Raw genomic sequence first — 17,395 nt, forward strand, 5'->3', positions numbered from 1 at the left:
GAGGCTGCCTGTTCGCGCGAATGGGCGGCCTCTCCGTATATAAGGGGAGGAATTGCGATGAAGGAACGACTGAAACGGGCGGATGCGCCTATTCAAGCGACATGGAACCTAGGCGTGATCTTTGACAGCTGGGAGAAATGGGATGCCGAGCTGAAGGCGCTAAAGGCGGAGCTGGACTCCGTGACGCAATATAAGGGGAGACTGAGCGATGGACCTGACGCTCTGATCGGCTGCCTGGAAGCGCTGGAAGCCTATCAGATCCGGCTAAATCAGGCAGCGGCGTTCTCGCGCCTGCATTTATCGGAGGATGGAACGAATCCCGACTACCAGGCGAAATCCGCCGCGATGGGCGACCTGGGGGCCGAAGCGGCCGCTGCCTTCTCGTTCGTCCGGTCGGAGATTCTCGATATTCCGGATGATCAATTGGAGCGCTGGATGGAAGAGAGCTCTGGCTTGGCTTCCTTCCGCAAAAGCTTATCCGAACTGCTGCGCGCAAGGCCATACCAGCTGTCCGCGCAGACGGAAGAAGCGCTCGCCGGCCTAAGTGAGGTGCTCGGCGCTCCGCAAGCGATTTATTCGCGGAGCAAGCTATCGGACATGACGTTTGCTCCGGTAGAGGACGGTGAAGGTCACGTGCACCCCGTATCGTTTGCCACCTTCGAGACGGACTTCGAGCTTTCGGCGGACCCAACGCTGCGGCATCATGCATATGCTTCCTTTTCCTCTACGCTGCGTCAATATCGCAATACCTTCGCGGCGGTGTATGCAACGGAGGTTAAGAAGCAGGTCGTCCTCTCCCGCATGCGGGGCTACGAATCGGTAACCCATATGCTGCTGCAGCCTCAGCAGGCGACTCTTGGCATGTATCGGGCGATCCTGGATACGATCTTCCAGGAGCTTGCCCCGCACATGCGCCGGTATGCGCGCCTGAAGCAGCGCGTTCTCGGTCTGCCGAGCATGACTTACTGCGATCTGAAGGCGCCGCTCGATCCTGCTTATAGTCCGCCGGTGTCGTTTGAGGAAGCCGGGAAAACGGTCCGCGAGGCCCTCACGGTCATGGGGAGCGAGTACGCGGCGATCATCGACGACATGCTCGACAACCGCCGAATCGATTACACCGACAATATCGGCAAATCGACGGGTGCCTTCTGCTCCAGCACCTTTGGCCTCCCTTCGTTCATCCTGATGACTTGGTCAGGAAGCATGCGCAGCGCCTTCACCTTGGCGCACGAGTTGGGTCATGCGGGACATCTGACACTGGCTGCCCGCCATCAGCGCCAATCCAATTGCCGCCCGACGATGTATTTCATCGAAGCTCCTTCGACGATGAATGAGCTTTTGTTAGCGGATCACATGAGAAAGCAGTCCGAGGATTCCCGCTTTAAGCGCATGGTGATTCAAAGTCTGTTGAACACGTATTACCACAACTTCGTGACCCATCTTCTCGAAGGCGAATACCAGCGCCGAGTATACGCTGCCGCAGAGGCAGGAGAAGCCATCACGGCAACGAAGCTGTCGGGGCTGATGGGCAAGGTGCTGGAGGAGTTTTGGGGCGATGCGGTCGCGCTTGACGAGGACGCCAGCCTCACATGGATGCGTCAGCCTCATTACTATCGTGGCCTCTATCCGTATACCTACGCGGCCGGCCTTACCGCCTCTACAGCCGTCGCTGCCATGATCCGAGAAGAAGGGCAGCCCGCGGTTGACCGCTGGCTTACGGTTCTGCGGGCAGGCGGATCGCTTGCTCCATTGGAGCTGATGAAGCTGGCTGGCGTGGACATGGAGGATGCCGCTCCCATCCGGAAGGCTGTTGAGTATGTCGGTCAACTGGTCACAGAGCTAGAGGATTTGTTTGAGTAAGCCGCGCTAGGCACACGTTCGATCAGCATCATTTCGCAATACGATCCTCAACTCTTTTTATTCCGAGTCGATTTCACCCCAAAGAGGCTGTTCGAAAAGGACGGCCTCTTTGGTATGCCGTTATTACCAAAGCGATGAAACGTGTCATCGATAGCGGCATTCTGCATGATCGCGGTATGCGCATCCATGCGCTTGATCATGTCCGCCACGAAGAATGGCTCCCGTTTTCGTAAGCGAATGGGGGGGATTCTCCCCTAAGACAATAGTAGAGTTATGGTATATTTAAACAGAGAGAAGGAATTCGGCCTTTCAAGATAACGAGTACAAAAAGGATGATAAGCTTGCGAAACGAGCACATTTTGTTGGTTGATGATGAGAAAGGTATTTTGACCATGTTGATCACCCTATTGGAAAAAGAGGGATTTCACCGAATCGCTACAGCCACTACGGGAGAAGAAGCTCTGCGCAAGGTGGAGGCGGACTCCTACGATCTCATTGTGCTTGATGTGATGCTCCCGGATACGGACGGATTCGAGCTTTGCCACCAGATCCGCAGGCACACCTCGGCTCCCATTCTGTTTCTGACCGCCCGCTCAGGCAATCTTGATAAAGTCATGGGGCTTGGGATTGGCGGGGATGATTACATTACGAAGCCCTTCTATCCGTTGGAAGTTGTAGCTAGAATCCAGGCACACTTGCGCCGACAAATTCTGGCTAAAGCCCCCGTTCAAGCGAAATCAACCCAGCTCGATTTCGGATCGTTTGCGATAAATAAAAGCGCTGCGCAACTGACCATCCAGGGGATCGACACCCCTTGTCCAGCCAAAGAGTTCGAATTGCTGCTCTTTCTGTGTGAGCACCCCAATCAGGTATTTACCGCTCTGCAATTATATGAACAAGTATGGGGGAAGGCCGTTTTTGGCGATGAAAAGACGGTCGTTATTCATATTTCCAGGCTTCGAAAACGAATGGAAGCTGACCCATCCGACCCGAAAATCATCATAAATCTACGCAACATCGGATATAAATTTGTCCCACCCCGGAAGGTGACTGCTTATGAAGGGTAATGTTCGTCTGGGACTTCGTCTTGTGTGCCATCTCATGATGAGCCTTGCTCTGCTTGCTTTAGCTATAGCGGGCGCTATCTCGCTAACGGAATGGATTATCCCGCATGAGGGTAACGCGCAAGATAATTTGGGGCTAAACAGCATGTTTATCCTTATCGGATGCTTTATGATCGGGTATGCCTGGTCCATCGGCAGGCCCCTCTTTTATTTGATTAGATGGATGAACCGTCTTGCCGCCGGAATATACACAGAGCCGGAGAAGCATCAGAGGATCTACTCAAATCGAACGAAGAAACTTAAGAGGCCTTACCGCTTGTTTAAAGAGTTGTTTAACCAACTGCAATTCTTATCTGACGTTTTAGAGAGCAGCAAGCAAGAAAGAAATCGGGTAGACGATATGAAGAAGGAGTGGATGGCTGGCATTTCCCACGATTTAAAAACCCCGCTCACTTACATTAAAGGATATTCTTCCATGATGCTCTCCCCTGACCATGACTGGACCGAAGAGGAGAAAACGGCATTTCTCATGGAGATCCAACAAAAGGCCAACCATATGGAGGATCTGATCGGGGATTTGAACTTATCTTTTCGATTGGATGAACAGCAACCTCCCCTCAAGAGAGAACAAACCGATCTGATCGAATTGGTTCGGCGAATCGTGGTTGATGTAACCAATGATCCCCGTGCTGTCGGGTACAATCTATTCCTCGAAACGACAGAAGCGCATATCGAAACCGTACTGGACATCAAGCTGCTTCAACGAGCCCTGCACAACTTGATCCTTAACGCCGTCCTTCACAATCCTCCAGGTACAAACGTGAACGTTCATATTAGGAAAACCACTCATCTGCATATTGTCATCGCGGATGATGGGGTAGGGATGGATGAAGCCGCATTAAGCCAATTGTTTACGAAGTATTTCCGCGGGACCTCGACCGATATCCTATCCGCGGGTACCGGACTCGGCATGGCCATTGCCAAGCAGTTAGTGTTGGCGCACGGCGGGGAGATCGAGGCGACAAGCCGCCTACATGAAGGAACCTCTATAACCGTTAAGCTGCCGCTGCATAATTAAGCTGTGTTTTGTCCTCCGTTTACCTCGTGTTTACTCCCATCCCTTATTCTGTTCCCTATAGACGATGAAACCTTCAAGGGGGCATGGGTATGATTTTGGAGATAAACCAGATCAGCAAACAATACAAAGGAAACGTCCGGGCTCTACAAGACATTAACTTACAACTAAAGCCGGGAATAATCGGGTTGCTTGGGCCAAACGGTGCCGGAAAATCCACCCTCATGCGCATTCTTGCGACGATCCTGCAACCCACGACCGGAACGGTTATCTGGAACGGGATCGATATTCGGAGGAACCCGGATGAGCTGCGCCGCACACTGGGGTATTTGCCTCAGGATTTTGGCGTGTATCCCCATTTGAACGCGATCGAATTTTTGGAGTACGCTGCTGCCTTGAAGGGTCTTGGCGGTCGTCTGATGAAGGCCCGAATCCTGGAACTCCTCGAGCTACTCAATCTGCATCATGATCGGAAGCGGCCGCTCGGCGGCTTTTCCGGAGGAATGCGGCAGCGGATTGGCATCGCACAGGCGCTCTTAAATGATCCGAAATTGCTCATCATCGATGAGCCCACCGTCGGGCTGGATCCGGAAGAGCGCATGCGGCTTCGCAACCTTCTGACGGACTTGTCTGGCGATCGGATCATCCTGTTTTCCACGCATATCATTTCGGACATTGAAGCGGTCTCCGACCAGATTGCGATTATCACCAAGGGACGATTGCTTACCAAAGCGGATCCCGCCCTCCTCTTGCGCAAGGTGCAGGGAAGGGTGTGGTCGGTTACCATCCCGGACCAGGAAATCCAAGAAGCACGCATGAGATGGACCATTAGCGGAACCGTTCGGCGAGAGGATGGCTTGCAGCTTCGCATCGTCTCGGACAATCCGCCGCTTCCGCATGCGATAGCCGTGCCCCCAAGCCTTGAAGATGCCTACTTGTATGTCCGGGCATTCCAGGAGGGCGCATAGCGTGGGACTCCTCCGTACGAGTTATCCAGTTGCACGAGCCGATCTGCTCGAACGAATCCGTCAATATTCGTTTCTGATCATGCTGGGAATCGCCATGATGGCCGCTTATTTCTTCGTCCCTCCTGCGGAAGCCGGGTATGTCACGCTGTATTTTGAGGAGTATCGCGGGGTTTATAACTCGGCTTGGATAGGCGGGTCCGTCGCGATCTCAACCACCTTGTTTTTGGGCTTGTTTGGCTTCTATTTGGTGAAGAACAGCATTCAGCGCGATGAGCGATCCGGAGTCGGTCAGCTCATCGCATCCACCTCCATAAAAAAACGGCACTACTTGATCGGCAAGTGGATGAGTAATTTTGCCGTCCTATCCATCATCGTCGGGGTCATCATTCTCGTCTCCATCATCATGCAGGTAGTCAGAGGAGAGGAGATGCGGATTGAACTATGGCCGCTTGTATCTCCATTCTTGATTTTGGCGCTCCCCACGATGTCTGTTGTTGCGGCATTGGCTGTGCTGTTTGAAACCCGTCAAGCATGGAATGGCGGATGGGGCAATGCCCTTTATTTTGCTCTTTTTATTGCCTACGTTCTCGGTTCAAGTAACATGCCATTTGGTCCAACCATCATAATGTCATCTATGGTAAAGGAGCTTGCTTCGATTCACCCGGGCTTTACTGGTTCCTCTAGTCTCGGCATTCTTGTTCTGGATGCCCCGCTAAAGTTGTTTGAATGGAACGGGGTGGAGTGGACCCCCGCAATTCTGCTCCAGCAATTGTCTCTCCTTCTTGTCGCCCTCTTGCTTCTTCTTGCAGCGGCTCTATTATTCCATGGATTTAGAAATTCGTCAGGGATGGAACGGCAGAGGCGCCAAAAATCCGCGGAAGGACTGGCCCTTGCAGAGCCGTCCATTGATCTGGATCATACTAGCGTCGATTTAGGAATTGACGATGGGCCGCTAGATTCTCATGCTTCTGTGTCTGTGTCTTCCCTTACTCCTGTGACCATCCGTCATTCCTTCTTGTCCCTCGTGTATGCCGAATGGCGCTTGATGATGAAAAGCGCCTCTCTCGGCTGGTATACCGTCGCGGGTGCCCTGTTTGTCCTCTGTCTTTCTTTCCCCGTTTCGACCTCTCAATCGATGATCTGGCCTTTGGCCTGGATATGGCCGTTGGTGCTCTGGTCTGGAATGGGATGTCGGGAGACCCGTTACCAAACCCAATATCTAGTCGCTTCAAGCCCGCGTTATGCTACTCGTCAGTTATTGGCCGTGTGGGGTTCCGGTTTTGTGCTGGCTTGCCTTTCAGGGGGCGGCATGGCCCTTCGAATGATATTCGAAGGAGATATGGCGCATTTCATGGATTGGAGCTCTGCGGTTCTCCTCATTCCCAGTCTCTCTCTCGCGTCCGGGGTGCTGACCAAGTCCAATCGCACCTTCGAGGTTCTCTACATGATCATTTGGTACTTGGGTCCGCTAAATTAAATGCCTTTTCTCGATTTTCTGGGCACAAAGGTGGCGGAGGGAAGCTCCTTGATGATGAATGCCATTTATACAGGAATCAGCGTGGGGTTGGTGACGATCAGTTACCTGTCCAGGAAACGGATCGCACAGGATTCATAGCGGACGGAACTGCATAATAATCTTTCCCGGCGGGAGCATGGATATGAAATCCAAATCATTACTCGGCAGAATGAAAAGGACTGCGCTTCTTGGAATAGCAGCAGGCGTGTTTTTCTTTATCCTCACGCAGGCAGGGGTTGAGATCCCGATTGTGGTCGGAACAACCTCGTATGAAGGGATGAGATCGTCTCTTCTCCTGCTGATCGGTTTCCCAATCGTAATCAGTCTCGTTGGGTTTGTTGTTTCACTCTTCCTCTCTATGCCAGGTAAAAAATAGTCTTTCATGGAAGAGGGTAGAGCTAGACGTCAAAACCAAGGAGCTAAGCGAGATCAAGTCGCTTAGCTCCCCGGTTTTTCTGTATGCCATCCATTTTTATTGTTGAGGATGCTCTAAAGGTTGCCGCAGCGCATGGCTATCGTTCTCCGAAGAGCGTCGGTGAATCTCCAACCCGATGAGATCCGTCTTCGCCTCTATGGAATGGGCGGCCCCGCGAGGAATCCGAAAGGCATCTCCCGTTTTTAGCAGCAAGGGCTCGCCGTCAATGGAGAGCTCCCCCCGTCCAGCTAGAACAATAAGCAATTCTTCGGCGCTCTCATGCGCATGCACGCCTGTGCTGTGGCCCTGCTTCATTTCGATCTTGCTCGTTACCGTAACGTCAGGTGCATCGGGATGGCCGGTCGTGATGATGTCCAGGGTGCATCGGGTTCCCCACCGCTTTTCCTCAAAGCGGATTTCCGGCTTCGTTCCGGCCAGATACGATTTGATCCGGCTTGCTTCTTCCTTGGCCGCTACGAGAATACCATCCGCGCTTGCCGCTACGATCGCATCGGATAAGCCGATGACTTGAATGGGAACCGCAAGCTCGTTCACGATATGGGTGTTCCGGCTGTCAGAGGACACTTGGCCCGCTCCTACCGTCACCGAACCGAGATGTGTGGCGAAGGTTGACCAGCTTCCCAAGTCCTCCCAAGCCCCGCTGTAAGGGAGAACGGCTGCGGAATCCGTTCGCTCGACGACTTCTTGATCGAAGCTCTTTTCCGGAAGGTTGGGGTAACGCGCGAGAAGCTCATCGAAATCCGTAGGGAGACCTCTGTCTCGAAGGCAGGACAGCACAAAGCCAAGTGTAAAAGCGAACACACCACAGTTCCACAAAGCTCCCTTGGCAATCAATTCCCGAGCGACGTTCTCCTCCGGCTTTTCGGCAAAAGAAGCAATGGGAAGAGCGCGTCCCGAGCCTTCTGGCAGCTTGTGACCGACATTCTTCTCCCCTTTAAGGTTCGGAGTGGCTGCTCCCGAATTCTGCGGAACGATGTATCCGAATTGCGAGGAAGGACCGGTAGGCTTTGTCCCGATGAGAACAAGCTTGGCTCCCGTTTCGGACAGGGTAGTCGACGCGGTTCGAACCAGCTCGAAGAAAGCCGCATCCACATAGGAATCCACCGGGAGCACGCACAGGGGCTCCTCCGGTCCCACTCCAAGACGGGAATGATAATAGCTTGCAGCAAGCGCGATCGCTGTGAAGGTACCACGCTTGAGAGGTTCGCTGAGAATGGGGATCGCATCGCCGACATGAGCGCGGGTAATCTCCACTTGACTTTCATGCGTCAAAATGACGGCATCCTTCAGAAGACTCGCCGCTTCCAGTTGGCGGCAGATCCGTTGGATCATCGATTCTCTATCCCTATCCGCCTGATCGCGCTGGAGCAGCCTCAGGTAGGCTTTGGACCGGATTTCATTCGACAAGGGCCACAACCGCTTGCCCGAACCGCCTGACAGCAATACAACACGCAAGAAACCGCCCCCTGTTAACAAAACATGTAGTTTTCATGATGAAATAGGGTATGACCAAGGGGGGGGAAACGAGCGGGCCGGACTGGGCACACGCCGCGAATATTGCCGAAATCCGCACCTGGCGGCAGGGCTACCGCTTGGAGGTCCCCTTTTCCAGCACCTGCTCGATCGCCTTCTTCAAGGAGCTGCCTGCGCGTGCCCAAGTCAGCTTGGCGACATCCGCTCGGCCGCGCTTGCCCTTCTCCCGACATAGCGCCGGGTTGCGAAAGGCCGCCCTCATCTGCTTGCGCAGGCTGGCAATGCTCGGCTCGGCCCAGCGCTGACCCGGCTGTGCGAACAGCGCTCGGAATCGAAATGCGATGGCGTGCTTGCTGTTCATCGAAACACCCGGGTTTTGCAAGTTGTAATCGACAAGGAAGGAATTCCCCGAATGGAGAAAGTCCATATGCCCGCCCCAACCGGTCGCAATAACCGGAACGCCGCTTGCCAGCGCCTCCAGAAACGGCAGGCCTACACCTTCGCCCCTTGTTGGCAGGACAAAGGCATTCGCGCGCGCGTACAGACCTTTGAGCTGTGTATCGTCCAGGCGGCGACCGATGACGACGAGAGGAGCGGTTTTGCGGCCGCGGAGACCGAGCACCGATTTGTACGCCTCGATCTTGCGTCGGATTGAGGCCTCGTTGTCTCCCGCAAATCCGCTTGTTTTGATGACGAGCAGAACCGGGTCGTTCGGTTTGAACTCTTCCCAATAGGCGCGCAGCAAGGCTTCGGGGTTTTTACGGTGCTGGAAGGTGAAGACGGAGAGAAAGACGAATTTGCCTCCATCTCCGGGAAGACGAGTCTTCGAGTTGCCCGGCTTGTAACGGCTGGCGTTAACACCATGAGAGACGATGTAAATGGGGACTTTGACTCCGCTTGCGATCAGGGCGCGTCGGTTCTGCTGGGAAGGCACGCAGATCGCATCAAACTTGTTCATGTTCGGACGCCAATGCCGCGGAATGAGGGTTGTCTCCCACACGGTGTTCAGGATGATCCGGTCGAAGCGTTTGCGTTCCTGATTGAGGTTGATTTTGTGCGGAGAGTGATGAAAGACAAGGACCTTACGATCCGACTTTGAGCCTGAGAGAGGGACACTCCTGCCGTTCGCCGTTGCATGTACGCGGACTCCTTGGCCCCGCAGAGCTGACACATATTCCCGGCTGGCGTTCCCGAGTCCGGATAAGCGACCAACCGGACCACTCCAGACTACTTGGTACGGCTTCATTTCTTTACTCCCTTTCTTCTGATTTGGTAGCCGCCGCGTTTGTGAAAGGACACCGAACGATAGCGCTCCGCGAGACGCCGCCAATCTGCGGATGCAAGTCGGGAGGGATAGCCGGACAGCGCTCGGTTGAGGGTGGGGCGGCGGATCAGCTTGCCGGGGGCTAGGGAATGAAGGTAGTGGCCGTAGGTTTCATATTCGGAGAAGCCGAACATCTTTGTCTTGTCTGTCTTCCGGATGATAGCCTGATACCAAACAAGTCCGGTATGCGCCTTAATGGCCTTCTTAAGGTCCGCCAGCCGGCTTTTCTTAAAGAGCATGTAATGAGCTACAAAGGAACCGGGGGCTTGCGGCTTTTTGCCAAGGAGCCGGCGGTGGGCGTTGCGGTATTCGGGCTGGGTCCAATTGCGGCTGAACATGACGGTTTTGCCGTCTTGGATAAAGGTATGCGGTCGCAGAAGCACAGTATCGGCATCGATGACGAGATAATGCTCGGATTTGGACACGTTGTCCCCCGCCAGCTTGAGCAACTGCTGATAAAGCCAGCCGGAGCGCTCGAAGCGGGCGGACCGGTAATGGATGTCTTTTTTACGAATGGGGAGCAGAGTATCCTCGTGGACAAAATGGCAGCCATTTTCCCGACACAATGCGCGAATGCGGCTGCTTTCCGGAGAGACGATATGGATCGTTCGGATCGGATGACGGACCTGCTTGCGGAGCGCATCGATGACATGGGGCAAGGTAGGCAAATCCTTCTCAATAGCCGGGATGAGCACGTCGATGATAGGCAAGCTTTCGGATGATTTCTTTTTCACGGGGAAGTCACTCCTGTCGGACGCTCGTTGTGAGTAAGATATGAGAGTGACATGGAAAGGGAATGGGCCAAGGGCAGATGCAAAGCTTATACATTCAAGGGAATTTTATACGAGGTATAACCCGAATAAGAGTGTGATATATTCTCCAGGTTTATGTTTTTATCATTAATTCATCGGACAAAATAAAGATTTTGCCATATCATTAATAAATGACATATTAATATTGACTAACCTGTAATATTACTTCACAATGGAGTTGTTTCAGGTAAAATTCATGGTTTATGGAATCAGGTACAAAATAAGAACTGGCACTTCAATAATGATAAAATGTGAAAAAGTTTTATCGAAACCATATATATTGAATATGGACGATGGGAATTTCTCTGATTGCCTGACTCGTTTTCTTGCTGTCTTTGCTCTCGTAGTTAGCCAAATTTTATCTTGGTTGGACATAAGCGCTGAAGAAAAGGTGTTGAAATGAAAAAATATGTTCTTAAGATTAAGTATATAATCGTAATAAAAATTGTTGCCGCTCTTATTTCTATTATTGGATTAGCAAGTATGCCCTACATTTTGAAATTATTATTTGATTACGACTTTTCAAAAGGAAAGAGGGGAATTGTATATTTAGTTTTAGCTTATGCCTTTGCGATGTTTATCGGAATGCTATTTGAGTATATAAGTCAAAGACATGCATGGAAGTTAGAGCAAAGATTTAATATATTGATCAAACAAGATCTGTTTGATTCGATCCTTCGCAAAAAATATACGGATTTCAAGCATCATGAAGTCTCTGAATATATCTCGATATTTAACAATGATATAAAGACAAGTGAGCAATACATAGAAAGCATCGTTGCCGTAATTCAGACTGTTTTACAGTTATTAGTATATGGGTTCTTTCTTTTCGCGCTTGATTACCGACTTGCAATCGTCATCATTTTGAGTTCATCACTGAGTCTGATTTTGCCACATATTACGGGTGATCGCTTATCCCAAAAAAAGAGTGGTCATTTGTCAGCAATGGCATCTTACATAGATACTCTTCTTGACTTATTATCTGGATTTCGATTTGTTAACAATGAAACAAGAACTAGTATTTCTCAAAAGCAAAAGATTTCCTTACTTGCAACAGAAGAGAAGCTTTACGAATTCGGGAAGTTTAAGACATTTGCAAATGTACTAAGCGGAAGTAGCATGTATTTTTTACAGTTAGTTGTTTTTGCAGTAATAGCTCTCATGCTTCTCAAACATACCATCACGATGGGAATAGCTGTCGCTGCTCTAGGATATATTCAAAGCTTTTGCTTCCCTATGGCCTATCTATTAACGGAGATCAACAATGTAAACGCTTCAAAAAGCGCAAAAGAAAAACTCATAAAACTAATACAAGAAAAGATCGATTACAGACCAATAATAGAGAGATTTAGATCATCTATTAAATTCGTGAATGTAAGTGTTAAATTAGGTGATTTCACCTTACAAAACTTTTCTTATGAATTTAAAAAGGGAAAGAAATATGCAATCGTCGGTCCAAGTGGAGTGGGAAAGTCAACGGTTTTTAATCTTTTGATGCAGTATATTCATCCTGATAGCGGCAAAATACTAATCGATGATAAATCCATATTGGGAATGGATACCAGCAAAATAATAGCATGTATAAACCAATTTGAACACACGTTTAATGCGACATTCATGGAGAACGTGACTGTTTTTGGAGCTTATTCAGAAGGAACTGTGGAAAACGTATTTCATTATTTCACTAATGAAAAATTGAATACGATCTCAAAAAAGGAAAGCGCAAGAGATTTAAGTGGTGGCGAAAAACAAATGCTTCAATTGGTACGGCTAGTAGCAGTAGATAGTGAAATACTTCTATTTGATGAGTCATTCTCGGCTATCGATCACGAAAACTCCAAACAATTGCAACATAGTCTTCTATTAAAGGATAAAACAATTCTATTTATTACCCATAATAAAACAAGAGAAAATCTTGAGGACTTTGATGAAATTGTACAATTTCCCATGCTGTAATTAAGGCTCAACACCAAAGTTAGCTCTTGAGATATTAAGTCGCTATCTTGTTAGCAGAGGTGGTTAAAAAAGGATTGATCTTCATCAAAACTTCACGTATGATAGGTAATTGATAATGATAATCAGTATCAATAGCATTATCGAATCCATAGGAGCAGGAGGTAACGATTTGACCAGCAAGGACATCAGGCATAGAGGAGCGAGCGGCTTCTATTATGCGATCATGGTTCTCTTGATCGGCCTGATTCTCATATCCGCCGTATTTTCTGTCTCCATTGGGCAAGTCCGGATCCCGTTCGGGCAGTCCATGGAGATCATGCTTCATACGCTGACGGGAGGTCACTTGGGCTCTCTGGAGCATGTGGAGAACCCATCCTTCGTGACGATCATCAGTCAGGTGAGAATGCCGCGCGTGCTCTTTGCTCTTCTCATCGGCATGGGGCTGTCCCTGTGCGGGGCGGTTATGCAAGCGGTCGTGCAAAACCCGTTGGCTGACCCGTACATACTCGGCATCTCATCAGGTGCCTCTCTCGGGGCGACGTTCGCCATCCTGGTGGGCTTCGGGAGCGGAGCGTTCTTCTCCCAACTCGGCGTCGCCTTCGGCGCATTTGCCGGTGCGATCATCACGTCCATCGCCGTACTTGTCCTGTCCAGCATCGGGGGAAAGGCGACCTCGGTGAAGCTCGTCTTGTCCGGGGTTGTCATCGGGGCATTGTGCGGCTCCTTTTCCAGTCTTGTGATCTATTTCGCGAACAATGCGGAAGGGATCAAATCGGTGACCTTTTGGGCAATGGGGAGCCTGGCCTCGTCGAGCTGGGATAAGGTGCCGATCCTGGCGGTGGTGGTTCTGCTCGGCTGCGCGCTGTTCCTCTTGCAATTCCGGGTGTTGAACACGATGCTGCTCGGCGATGAGTCGGCCGTTACTCTCGGCATCAATCTGAGCGTGTATCGCAAGCTCTACATGATTTTGACCGCTTTAATTACGGGAACGATGGTTGCCTATGCCGGGATGATCGGATTTGTCGGACTGATCATACCCCACTTATGCAGAGGAATGTTTGGCTCTGATCACAAGCGGTTGATGCCGGCATCGCTTCTCGTCGGCGGGCTATTCCTGCTCTGGTCCGACATCCTGTCCCGAACGTTGATACACAACGTGGATTTGCCCATCGGAATTATCACATCGGTCATTGGCTCGCCGTTGTTTATCTACATGATCGTCAAAAAAGGCTACCAATTCGGAGGGTAACAACCATGGAATTGACCGCGCAAGGAATCGATATCCGGCTCGGGAAGAAGGACATCGTCAAGCAGGCTTCGGTTCAAGTGAAGGCCAAGCAGTTCGTCGGGCTGATCGGACCGAACGGGTGCGGGAAGTCGACGTTATTGAAGGGGATCTATAAAAGTTTGGTTCCTCAAAAGGGCACGGTCTTTCTCGATGACATGGACGTTCTGAGTACAACCGAGAAGAAGGTGTCCCAGCGGCTTGGCGTCGTGGGTCAGTTTAACGAGATGAGCTTCGATCTGACCGTTCATCAGATGGTGATGCTGGGGAGAACCCCGCACAAGAAAATGCTGGAGGCGGACAAGCAGGAGGATTTCGCTATTGTGGAGGAGGCGCTCGCCCGTACGAATCTCCTGGATTACAAAGATCGCAGCTATCAGTCGCTGTCCGGCGGCGAGAAGCAGCGCGTGATTCTAGCGCGAACCATCGCCCAGCAGCCCGCCTTCATGATCCTGGATGAGCCGACGAATCATCTGGACATTCGCTATCAGCTTGAAATCCTGTCCTGCGTGAAGGGACTGAAGATCGGCGTATTGGCCGCTCTGCACGATTTGGAGATGGCCGCCCATTACTGCGACTACCTCTATGCGGTGAAGAACGGGGAGGTTTACACCCACGGTACGCCGGAAGAGGTGCTTACCAACGAAACCATCGAATCGCTCTATCAGGTCAAATGCCAGTCGTATCGAAATCCGGTGACCAACCGGTTGAGCTTTGCTTTTGGTCTATAGAAAAGGGGAGGAATTTACCAATGAAAAAAGTATGGATGACGGTATCGGCTTTAACGCTTATGGTGGCCTTGTCCGCCTGTGGAAACACAACCAAATCGGGTTCCAGTGAACCGGCTGCTACCTCGACGGCTACCGCGCAGGCAACCGCTGTTGCAACGGCTGCCGCAACAACCCCTGTTGAGACGGTCACCTATCCGGTGACGATCCAAAACTTCAAGAAAGCCGAAGGGGGAACGACCTGGGAAGCGAAGGAGCAAGTCTTTGATAAGGCGCCAGAACGCATCATGGCCAACACTCGCCCGGCGGCGGAGCTGCTGCTGCATCTGGGACTTGGAGACAGGATCGTTGGCGTTGGCGCCAATTTTGGAGCGCCGGACAAGTCCGTAGAAGCCGAGTACGCCAAGCTGAATATTCTGAGCGACAGTTATGTAGGAAAGGAGGTTACCTTGGGTACAAATCCGGACCTGGTCTTCGGGAGAGGCGGGCTGTTTGACAATGCCGACTGGGGAGTGGGAACCGTCGATTCGATCAACAGTATGGGGATCAAAACCTATGTGCTGGAATCCTCGATCACCGGCGGCACGTACAATTCCATCTACAAGGACATCGAGAACGCAGGGGAAATCTTCAATGTGAAGGAAAAAGCGGATGAGTTCATCCAGGAGCTGAAGAACCGGCAAGAGGCCATCGCGTCCAAGCTGGCTGGGATCAAGGAGGAGAAGACCTTTGCCTACCTGCACATGAGTGACCCGAAACAGGTCTACGTCTATGCGGCCGGGAAGGAATCCTTTTTCAATGATTCGTTCAAGATGGTCAAGCTGAACAATGCTTTCGAAAATGTCGATGGCGAGGTTAGCGTGGAAAAGCTGATTGAAACCAACCCGGATGTGCTGATCATTCCGGACTGGGAAGGAGGCGCCGAGGCGATCAAGGAGGCCCTCTACGCCAATCCGCAGCTGACGAGCATGAAGGCGATTCAGAACAAACAAATTTATGCGGTCGACTACAACTACATGTTCGGCTATGGCTATAACACGATCGACGGGATGGAGCTGCTGGCAAAGGAAATGTATCCCGATCTGTTCAAATAACAACCTCACCTAGAGAAAGGAGTTGCCCCTTCCGTTGATCCGTAGATTTTTCGCCTATTATCGGCCTTATAAAGCGTTGTTTCTGCTCGACTTCGGCTGTGCGATCATTGCCGGTTTGCTGGAATTGGCTTTTCCGATTGCCGTGAACCTGTTCGTCGATGACCTGCTCCCCGGCGGAAAATGGAACATGATCGTGTGGGCTTCGCTCGGACTCATCGCTCTGTATGCCTTTAGCGCGGTGCTCACGTATATCGTCAATTATTGGGGCCACATGCTCGGCATCAACATCGAGACCGATATGCGGCGCAAGCTGTTCTCGCATATTCAGAAGCTGTCCTTCCGTTTCTTTGACAACACGAAGACCGGTCACCTGATCGGTCGCCTGACGAACGATATGAACATGATCGGCGAGATGGCCCACCATGGGCCGGAGGATTTGTTCATTGCCGTAATGACGTTGGCCGGCTCCTTCCTCCTCATGCTGTCGATCAATTGGCAGTTGGCGCTTCTGACATTCGTCATCGTTCCGGCTATTCTATGGCTGGTGATCTTCTTTAATCAGAAGATGACGAAAGCCATTCACCAGCTCTTCCGTGATGTCGGCGATTTCAACGCCCGCATTGAGGACAGCGTCGGCGGAATCCGCGTTGTTAAGGCATTCTCCAACGAAGCGCACGAGGAAGCGCAGTTTGCGGTAAACAACGGGCGCTTCCGCCTCACCAAGCTCGCCTCCTACAAGCTGATTGCCAAGAATGGCTCGATCAGCTACGTGATGATGCGTTTCGTCACGGTGTTTGTCATGATCTGCGGCACCTGGTATGTCATTCAAGACCAGCTTACCTACGGCGAATTCATCGGCTTCCTGCTGCTCACGAACGTATTCTTCCGGCCTATCGAGAAGATCAATGCCATCGTGGAAAGCTACCCGCAAGGTTTTGCGGGCTTCAAGCGCTATACGGAGCTCATCGATACAGAGCCCGATGTAGAGGATGCGCCGGAAGCCGTGGTCATGAAGCCGTTCGAGCGGGAAATCCGTTACCAGAATGTTACCTTCGGGTACGAAGGGGAGAAAAAGGTGCTGGATGGGGTGAATTTCACCATCCGGCGAGGAGAGACGGTCGCGTTCGTTGGACCCTCCGGAGCGGGAAAAACCACGATGTGCAGCCTTCTTCCGCGTTTCTATGACGTAGACGGAGGAAGCATTACCATCGATGGCGAGGACATCCGGGAGGTCACGCAGGATTCGCTCCGCAGCCAGATCGGCATCGTCCAGCAGGATGTCTTCCTGTTCACCGGAACCATCCGCGAGAACATCCTGTACGGCAAGCTGGGAGCCAGCGACGAGGAAGTTTGGAAAGCGGCGCGGCGGGCGCATCTGGATGAATTCATTCAGGCTCAGGAGAAGGGGATGGACACCGTCATCGGTGAACGAGGCGTGAAGCTCTCAGGCGGCCAAAAGCAGCGGCTTGCCATCGCGCGTATGTTCCTGAAGAACCCGCCGATCCTGATTCTCGACGAAGCGACGTCTGCTCTCGACACGGAGACGGAGCTTGCGATTCAGCAATCGCTCAGAGAGCTGTCCGAAGGGCGCACGACACTCGTGATCGCCCACCGGTTGGCCACGATCAAGGAAGCGAACCGCATTGCGGTAGTCACGGAGCAGGGGATAACCGAGCAAGGAAAGCATCAGGAGTTGATCGCGGCAGGCGGAGTCTACAGCCGACTCCATCAGGCTCAGTTTGGAATGTAGCACAAGAACTGCAAAAAGAGCGATTCCCCAGGCGATATTGCCTGGGGAATCGCT

The 17,395-nt window shown here is 51.6% G+C and carries 14 protein-coding genes; 11 read left to right on the plus strand and 3 right to left on the minus strand.

What is annotated here, in order from left to right; translation table 11 throughout:
• Window positions 1–57: 57 nt before the first annotated feature.
• From pepF to BN2684_RS15900, 6 genes are all read left to right on the plus strand, one after another.
• The gene (gene pepF, locus BN2684_RS15875; RefSeq protein WP_058303132.1) at window positions 58–1,860 is read left to right on the plus strand and encodes an oligoendopeptidase F; all 1,803 of its coding nucleotides are present in this window, start codon (window positions 58–60) and stop codon (window positions 1,858–1,860) included.
• Between the two features lie 341 nt (window positions 1,861–2,201).
• Entirely contained in the window at window positions 2,202–2,927 is a 726-nt protein-coding gene (locus BN2684_RS15880) for a response regulator transcription factor (RefSeq protein ID WP_058304582.1), read from the plus strand.
• Window positions 2,917–4,002: a sensor histidine kinase gene (locus BN2684_RS15885; RefSeq protein WP_058303133.1), complete on the plus strand. Its 1,086-nt coding sequence runs from the start codon at window positions 2,917–2,919 to the stop codon at window positions 4,000–4,002. The genes BN2684_RS15880 and BN2684_RS15885 overlap by 11 nt, the downstream gene beginning before the upstream one ends.
• A gap of 89 nt (window positions 4,003–4,091) precedes the next feature.
• Window positions 4,092–4,967 carry an ABC transporter ATP-binding protein gene (locus BN2684_RS15890; protein WP_058303134.1) on the plus strand — a complete coding sequence of 292 codons (876 nt, stop codon included), beginning with the start codon at window positions 4,092–4,094 and terminating at the stop codon, window positions 4,965–4,967.
• 1 nt (window position 4,968) lies between these two features.
• Complete coding sequence (locus BN2684_RS15895) at window positions 4,969–6,444, plus strand: hypothetical protein (protein WP_058303135.1); 1,476 nt, start codon at window positions 4,969–4,971, stop codon at window positions 6,442–6,444.
• Window positions 6,445–6,625: 181 nt separating this feature from the next.
• Window positions 6,626–6,859 (plus strand): hypothetical protein, encoded by a 234-nt coding sequence (locus BN2684_RS15900; protein WP_058303136.1) that lies wholly within the window; start codon window positions 6,626–6,628, stop codon window positions 6,857–6,859.
• 96 nt (window positions 6,860–6,955) lie between these two features.
• Here the strand turns inward: BN2684_RS15900 and BN2684_RS15905 are convergent, their stop codons facing one another.
• The 3 genes from BN2684_RS15905 to BN2684_RS15915 form a co-directional block, all read right to left on the minus strand.
• Window positions 6,956–8,374 (minus strand): sugar phosphate nucleotidyltransferase, encoded by a 1,419-nt coding sequence (locus BN2684_RS15905; RefSeq protein WP_058303137.1) that lies wholly within the window; start codon window positions 8,372–8,374, stop codon window positions 6,956–6,958.
• 130 nt (window positions 8,375–8,504) lie between these two features.
• Window positions 8,505–9,638, minus strand: a complete 1,134-nt coding sequence (locus BN2684_RS15910; protein ID WP_058303138.1) for a glycosyltransferase family 4 protein — start codon at window positions 9,636–9,638, stop codon at window positions 8,505–8,507.
• Window positions 9,635–10,450 carry a DUF6492 family protein gene (locus tag BN2684_RS15915; protein WP_058303139.1) on the minus strand — a complete coding sequence of 272 codons (816 nt, stop codon included), beginning with the start codon at window positions 10,448–10,450 and terminating at the stop codon, window positions 9,635–9,637. Before BN2684_RS15915 ends, BN2684_RS15910 begins: the two co-directional genes overlap by 4 nt.
• A 477-nt stretch (window positions 10,451–10,927) precedes the next feature.
• Between BN2684_RS15915 and BN2684_RS15920 the strand changes: the two genes are divergently transcribed.
• From BN2684_RS15920 to BN2684_RS15940, 5 genes are all read left to right on the plus strand, one after another.
• Window positions 10,928–12,484 carry an ATP-binding cassette domain-containing protein gene (locus BN2684_RS15920; protein ID WP_058303140.1) on the plus strand — a complete coding sequence of 519 codons (1,557 nt, stop codon included), beginning with the start codon at window positions 10,928–10,930 and terminating at the stop codon, window positions 12,482–12,484.
• Window positions 12,485–12,707: 223 nt separating this feature from the next.
• Window positions 12,708–13,733, plus strand: coding sequence for a FecCD family ABC transporter permease (locus BN2684_RS15925; protein ID WP_058304583.1), 1,026 nt, complete (start codon window positions 12,708–12,710; stop codon window positions 13,731–13,733).
• Window positions 13,734–13,738: 5 nt separating this feature from the next.
• Complete coding sequence (locus BN2684_RS15930; protein WP_058303141.1) at window positions 13,739–14,500, plus strand: ABC transporter ATP-binding protein; 762 nt, start codon at window positions 13,739–13,741, stop codon at window positions 14,498–14,500.
• Window positions 14,501–14,520: 20 nt separating this feature from the next.
• Window positions 14,521–15,591, plus strand: coding sequence for an ABC transporter substrate-binding protein (locus BN2684_RS15935; protein ID WP_058303142.1), 1,071 nt, complete (start codon window positions 14,521–14,523; stop codon window positions 15,589–15,591).
• Window positions 15,592–15,625: 34 nt separating this feature from the next.
• Window positions 15,626–17,341, plus strand: a complete 1,716-nt coding sequence (locus tag BN2684_RS15940) for an ABC transporter ATP-binding protein (protein WP_058303143.1) — start codon at window positions 15,626–15,628, stop codon at window positions 17,339–17,341.
• Window positions 17,342–17,395 lie beyond the last annotated feature (54 nt).

The sequence above is a fragment of the Gorillibacterium timonense genome (genome assembly GCF_001457415.1).
GTDB classification, from domain to species: domain Bacteria; phylum Bacillota; class Bacilli; order Paenibacillales; family NBRC-103111; genus Gorillibacterium; species Gorillibacterium timonense.

Excerpts from the sequence above, each read along its gene's own strand:
- pepF (WP_058303132.1), top strand. The coding sequence starts at position 58 with ATGAAGGAACGACTGAAACGGGCGGATGCGCCTATTCAAGCGACATGG.
- BN2684_RS15885 (WP_058303133.1), top strand. The coding sequence starts at position 2,917 with ATGAAGGGTAATGTTCGTCTGGGACTTCGTCTTGTGTGCCATCTCATG.
- BN2684_RS15890 (WP_058303134.1), top strand. The coding sequence starts at position 4,092 with ATGATTTTGGAGATAAACCAGATCAGCAAACAATACAAAGGAAACGTC.
- BN2684_RS15900 (WP_058303136.1), top strand. The coding sequence starts at position 6,626 with ATGAAATCCAAATCATTACTCGGCAGAATGAAAAGGACTGCGCTTCTT.
- BN2684_RS15910 (WP_058303138.1), bottom strand. The coding sequence starts at position 9,638 with ATGAAGCCGTACCAAGTAGTCTGGAGTGGTCCGGTTGGTCGCTTATCC.
- BN2684_RS15920 (WP_058303140.1), top strand. The coding sequence starts at position 10,928 with ATGAAAAAATATGTTCTTAAGATTAAGTATATAATCGTAATAAAAATT.
- BN2684_RS15925 (WP_058304583.1), top strand. The coding sequence starts at position 12,708 with ATGGTTCTCTTGATCGGCCTGATTCTCATATCCGCCGTATTTTCTGTC.
- BN2684_RS15930 (WP_058303141.1), top strand. The coding sequence starts at position 13,739 with ATGGAATTGACCGCGCAAGGAATCGATATCCGGCTCGGGAAGAAGGAC.
- BN2684_RS15935 (WP_058303142.1), top strand. The coding sequence starts at position 14,521 with ATGAAAAAAGTATGGATGACGGTATCGGCTTTAACGCTTATGGTGGCC.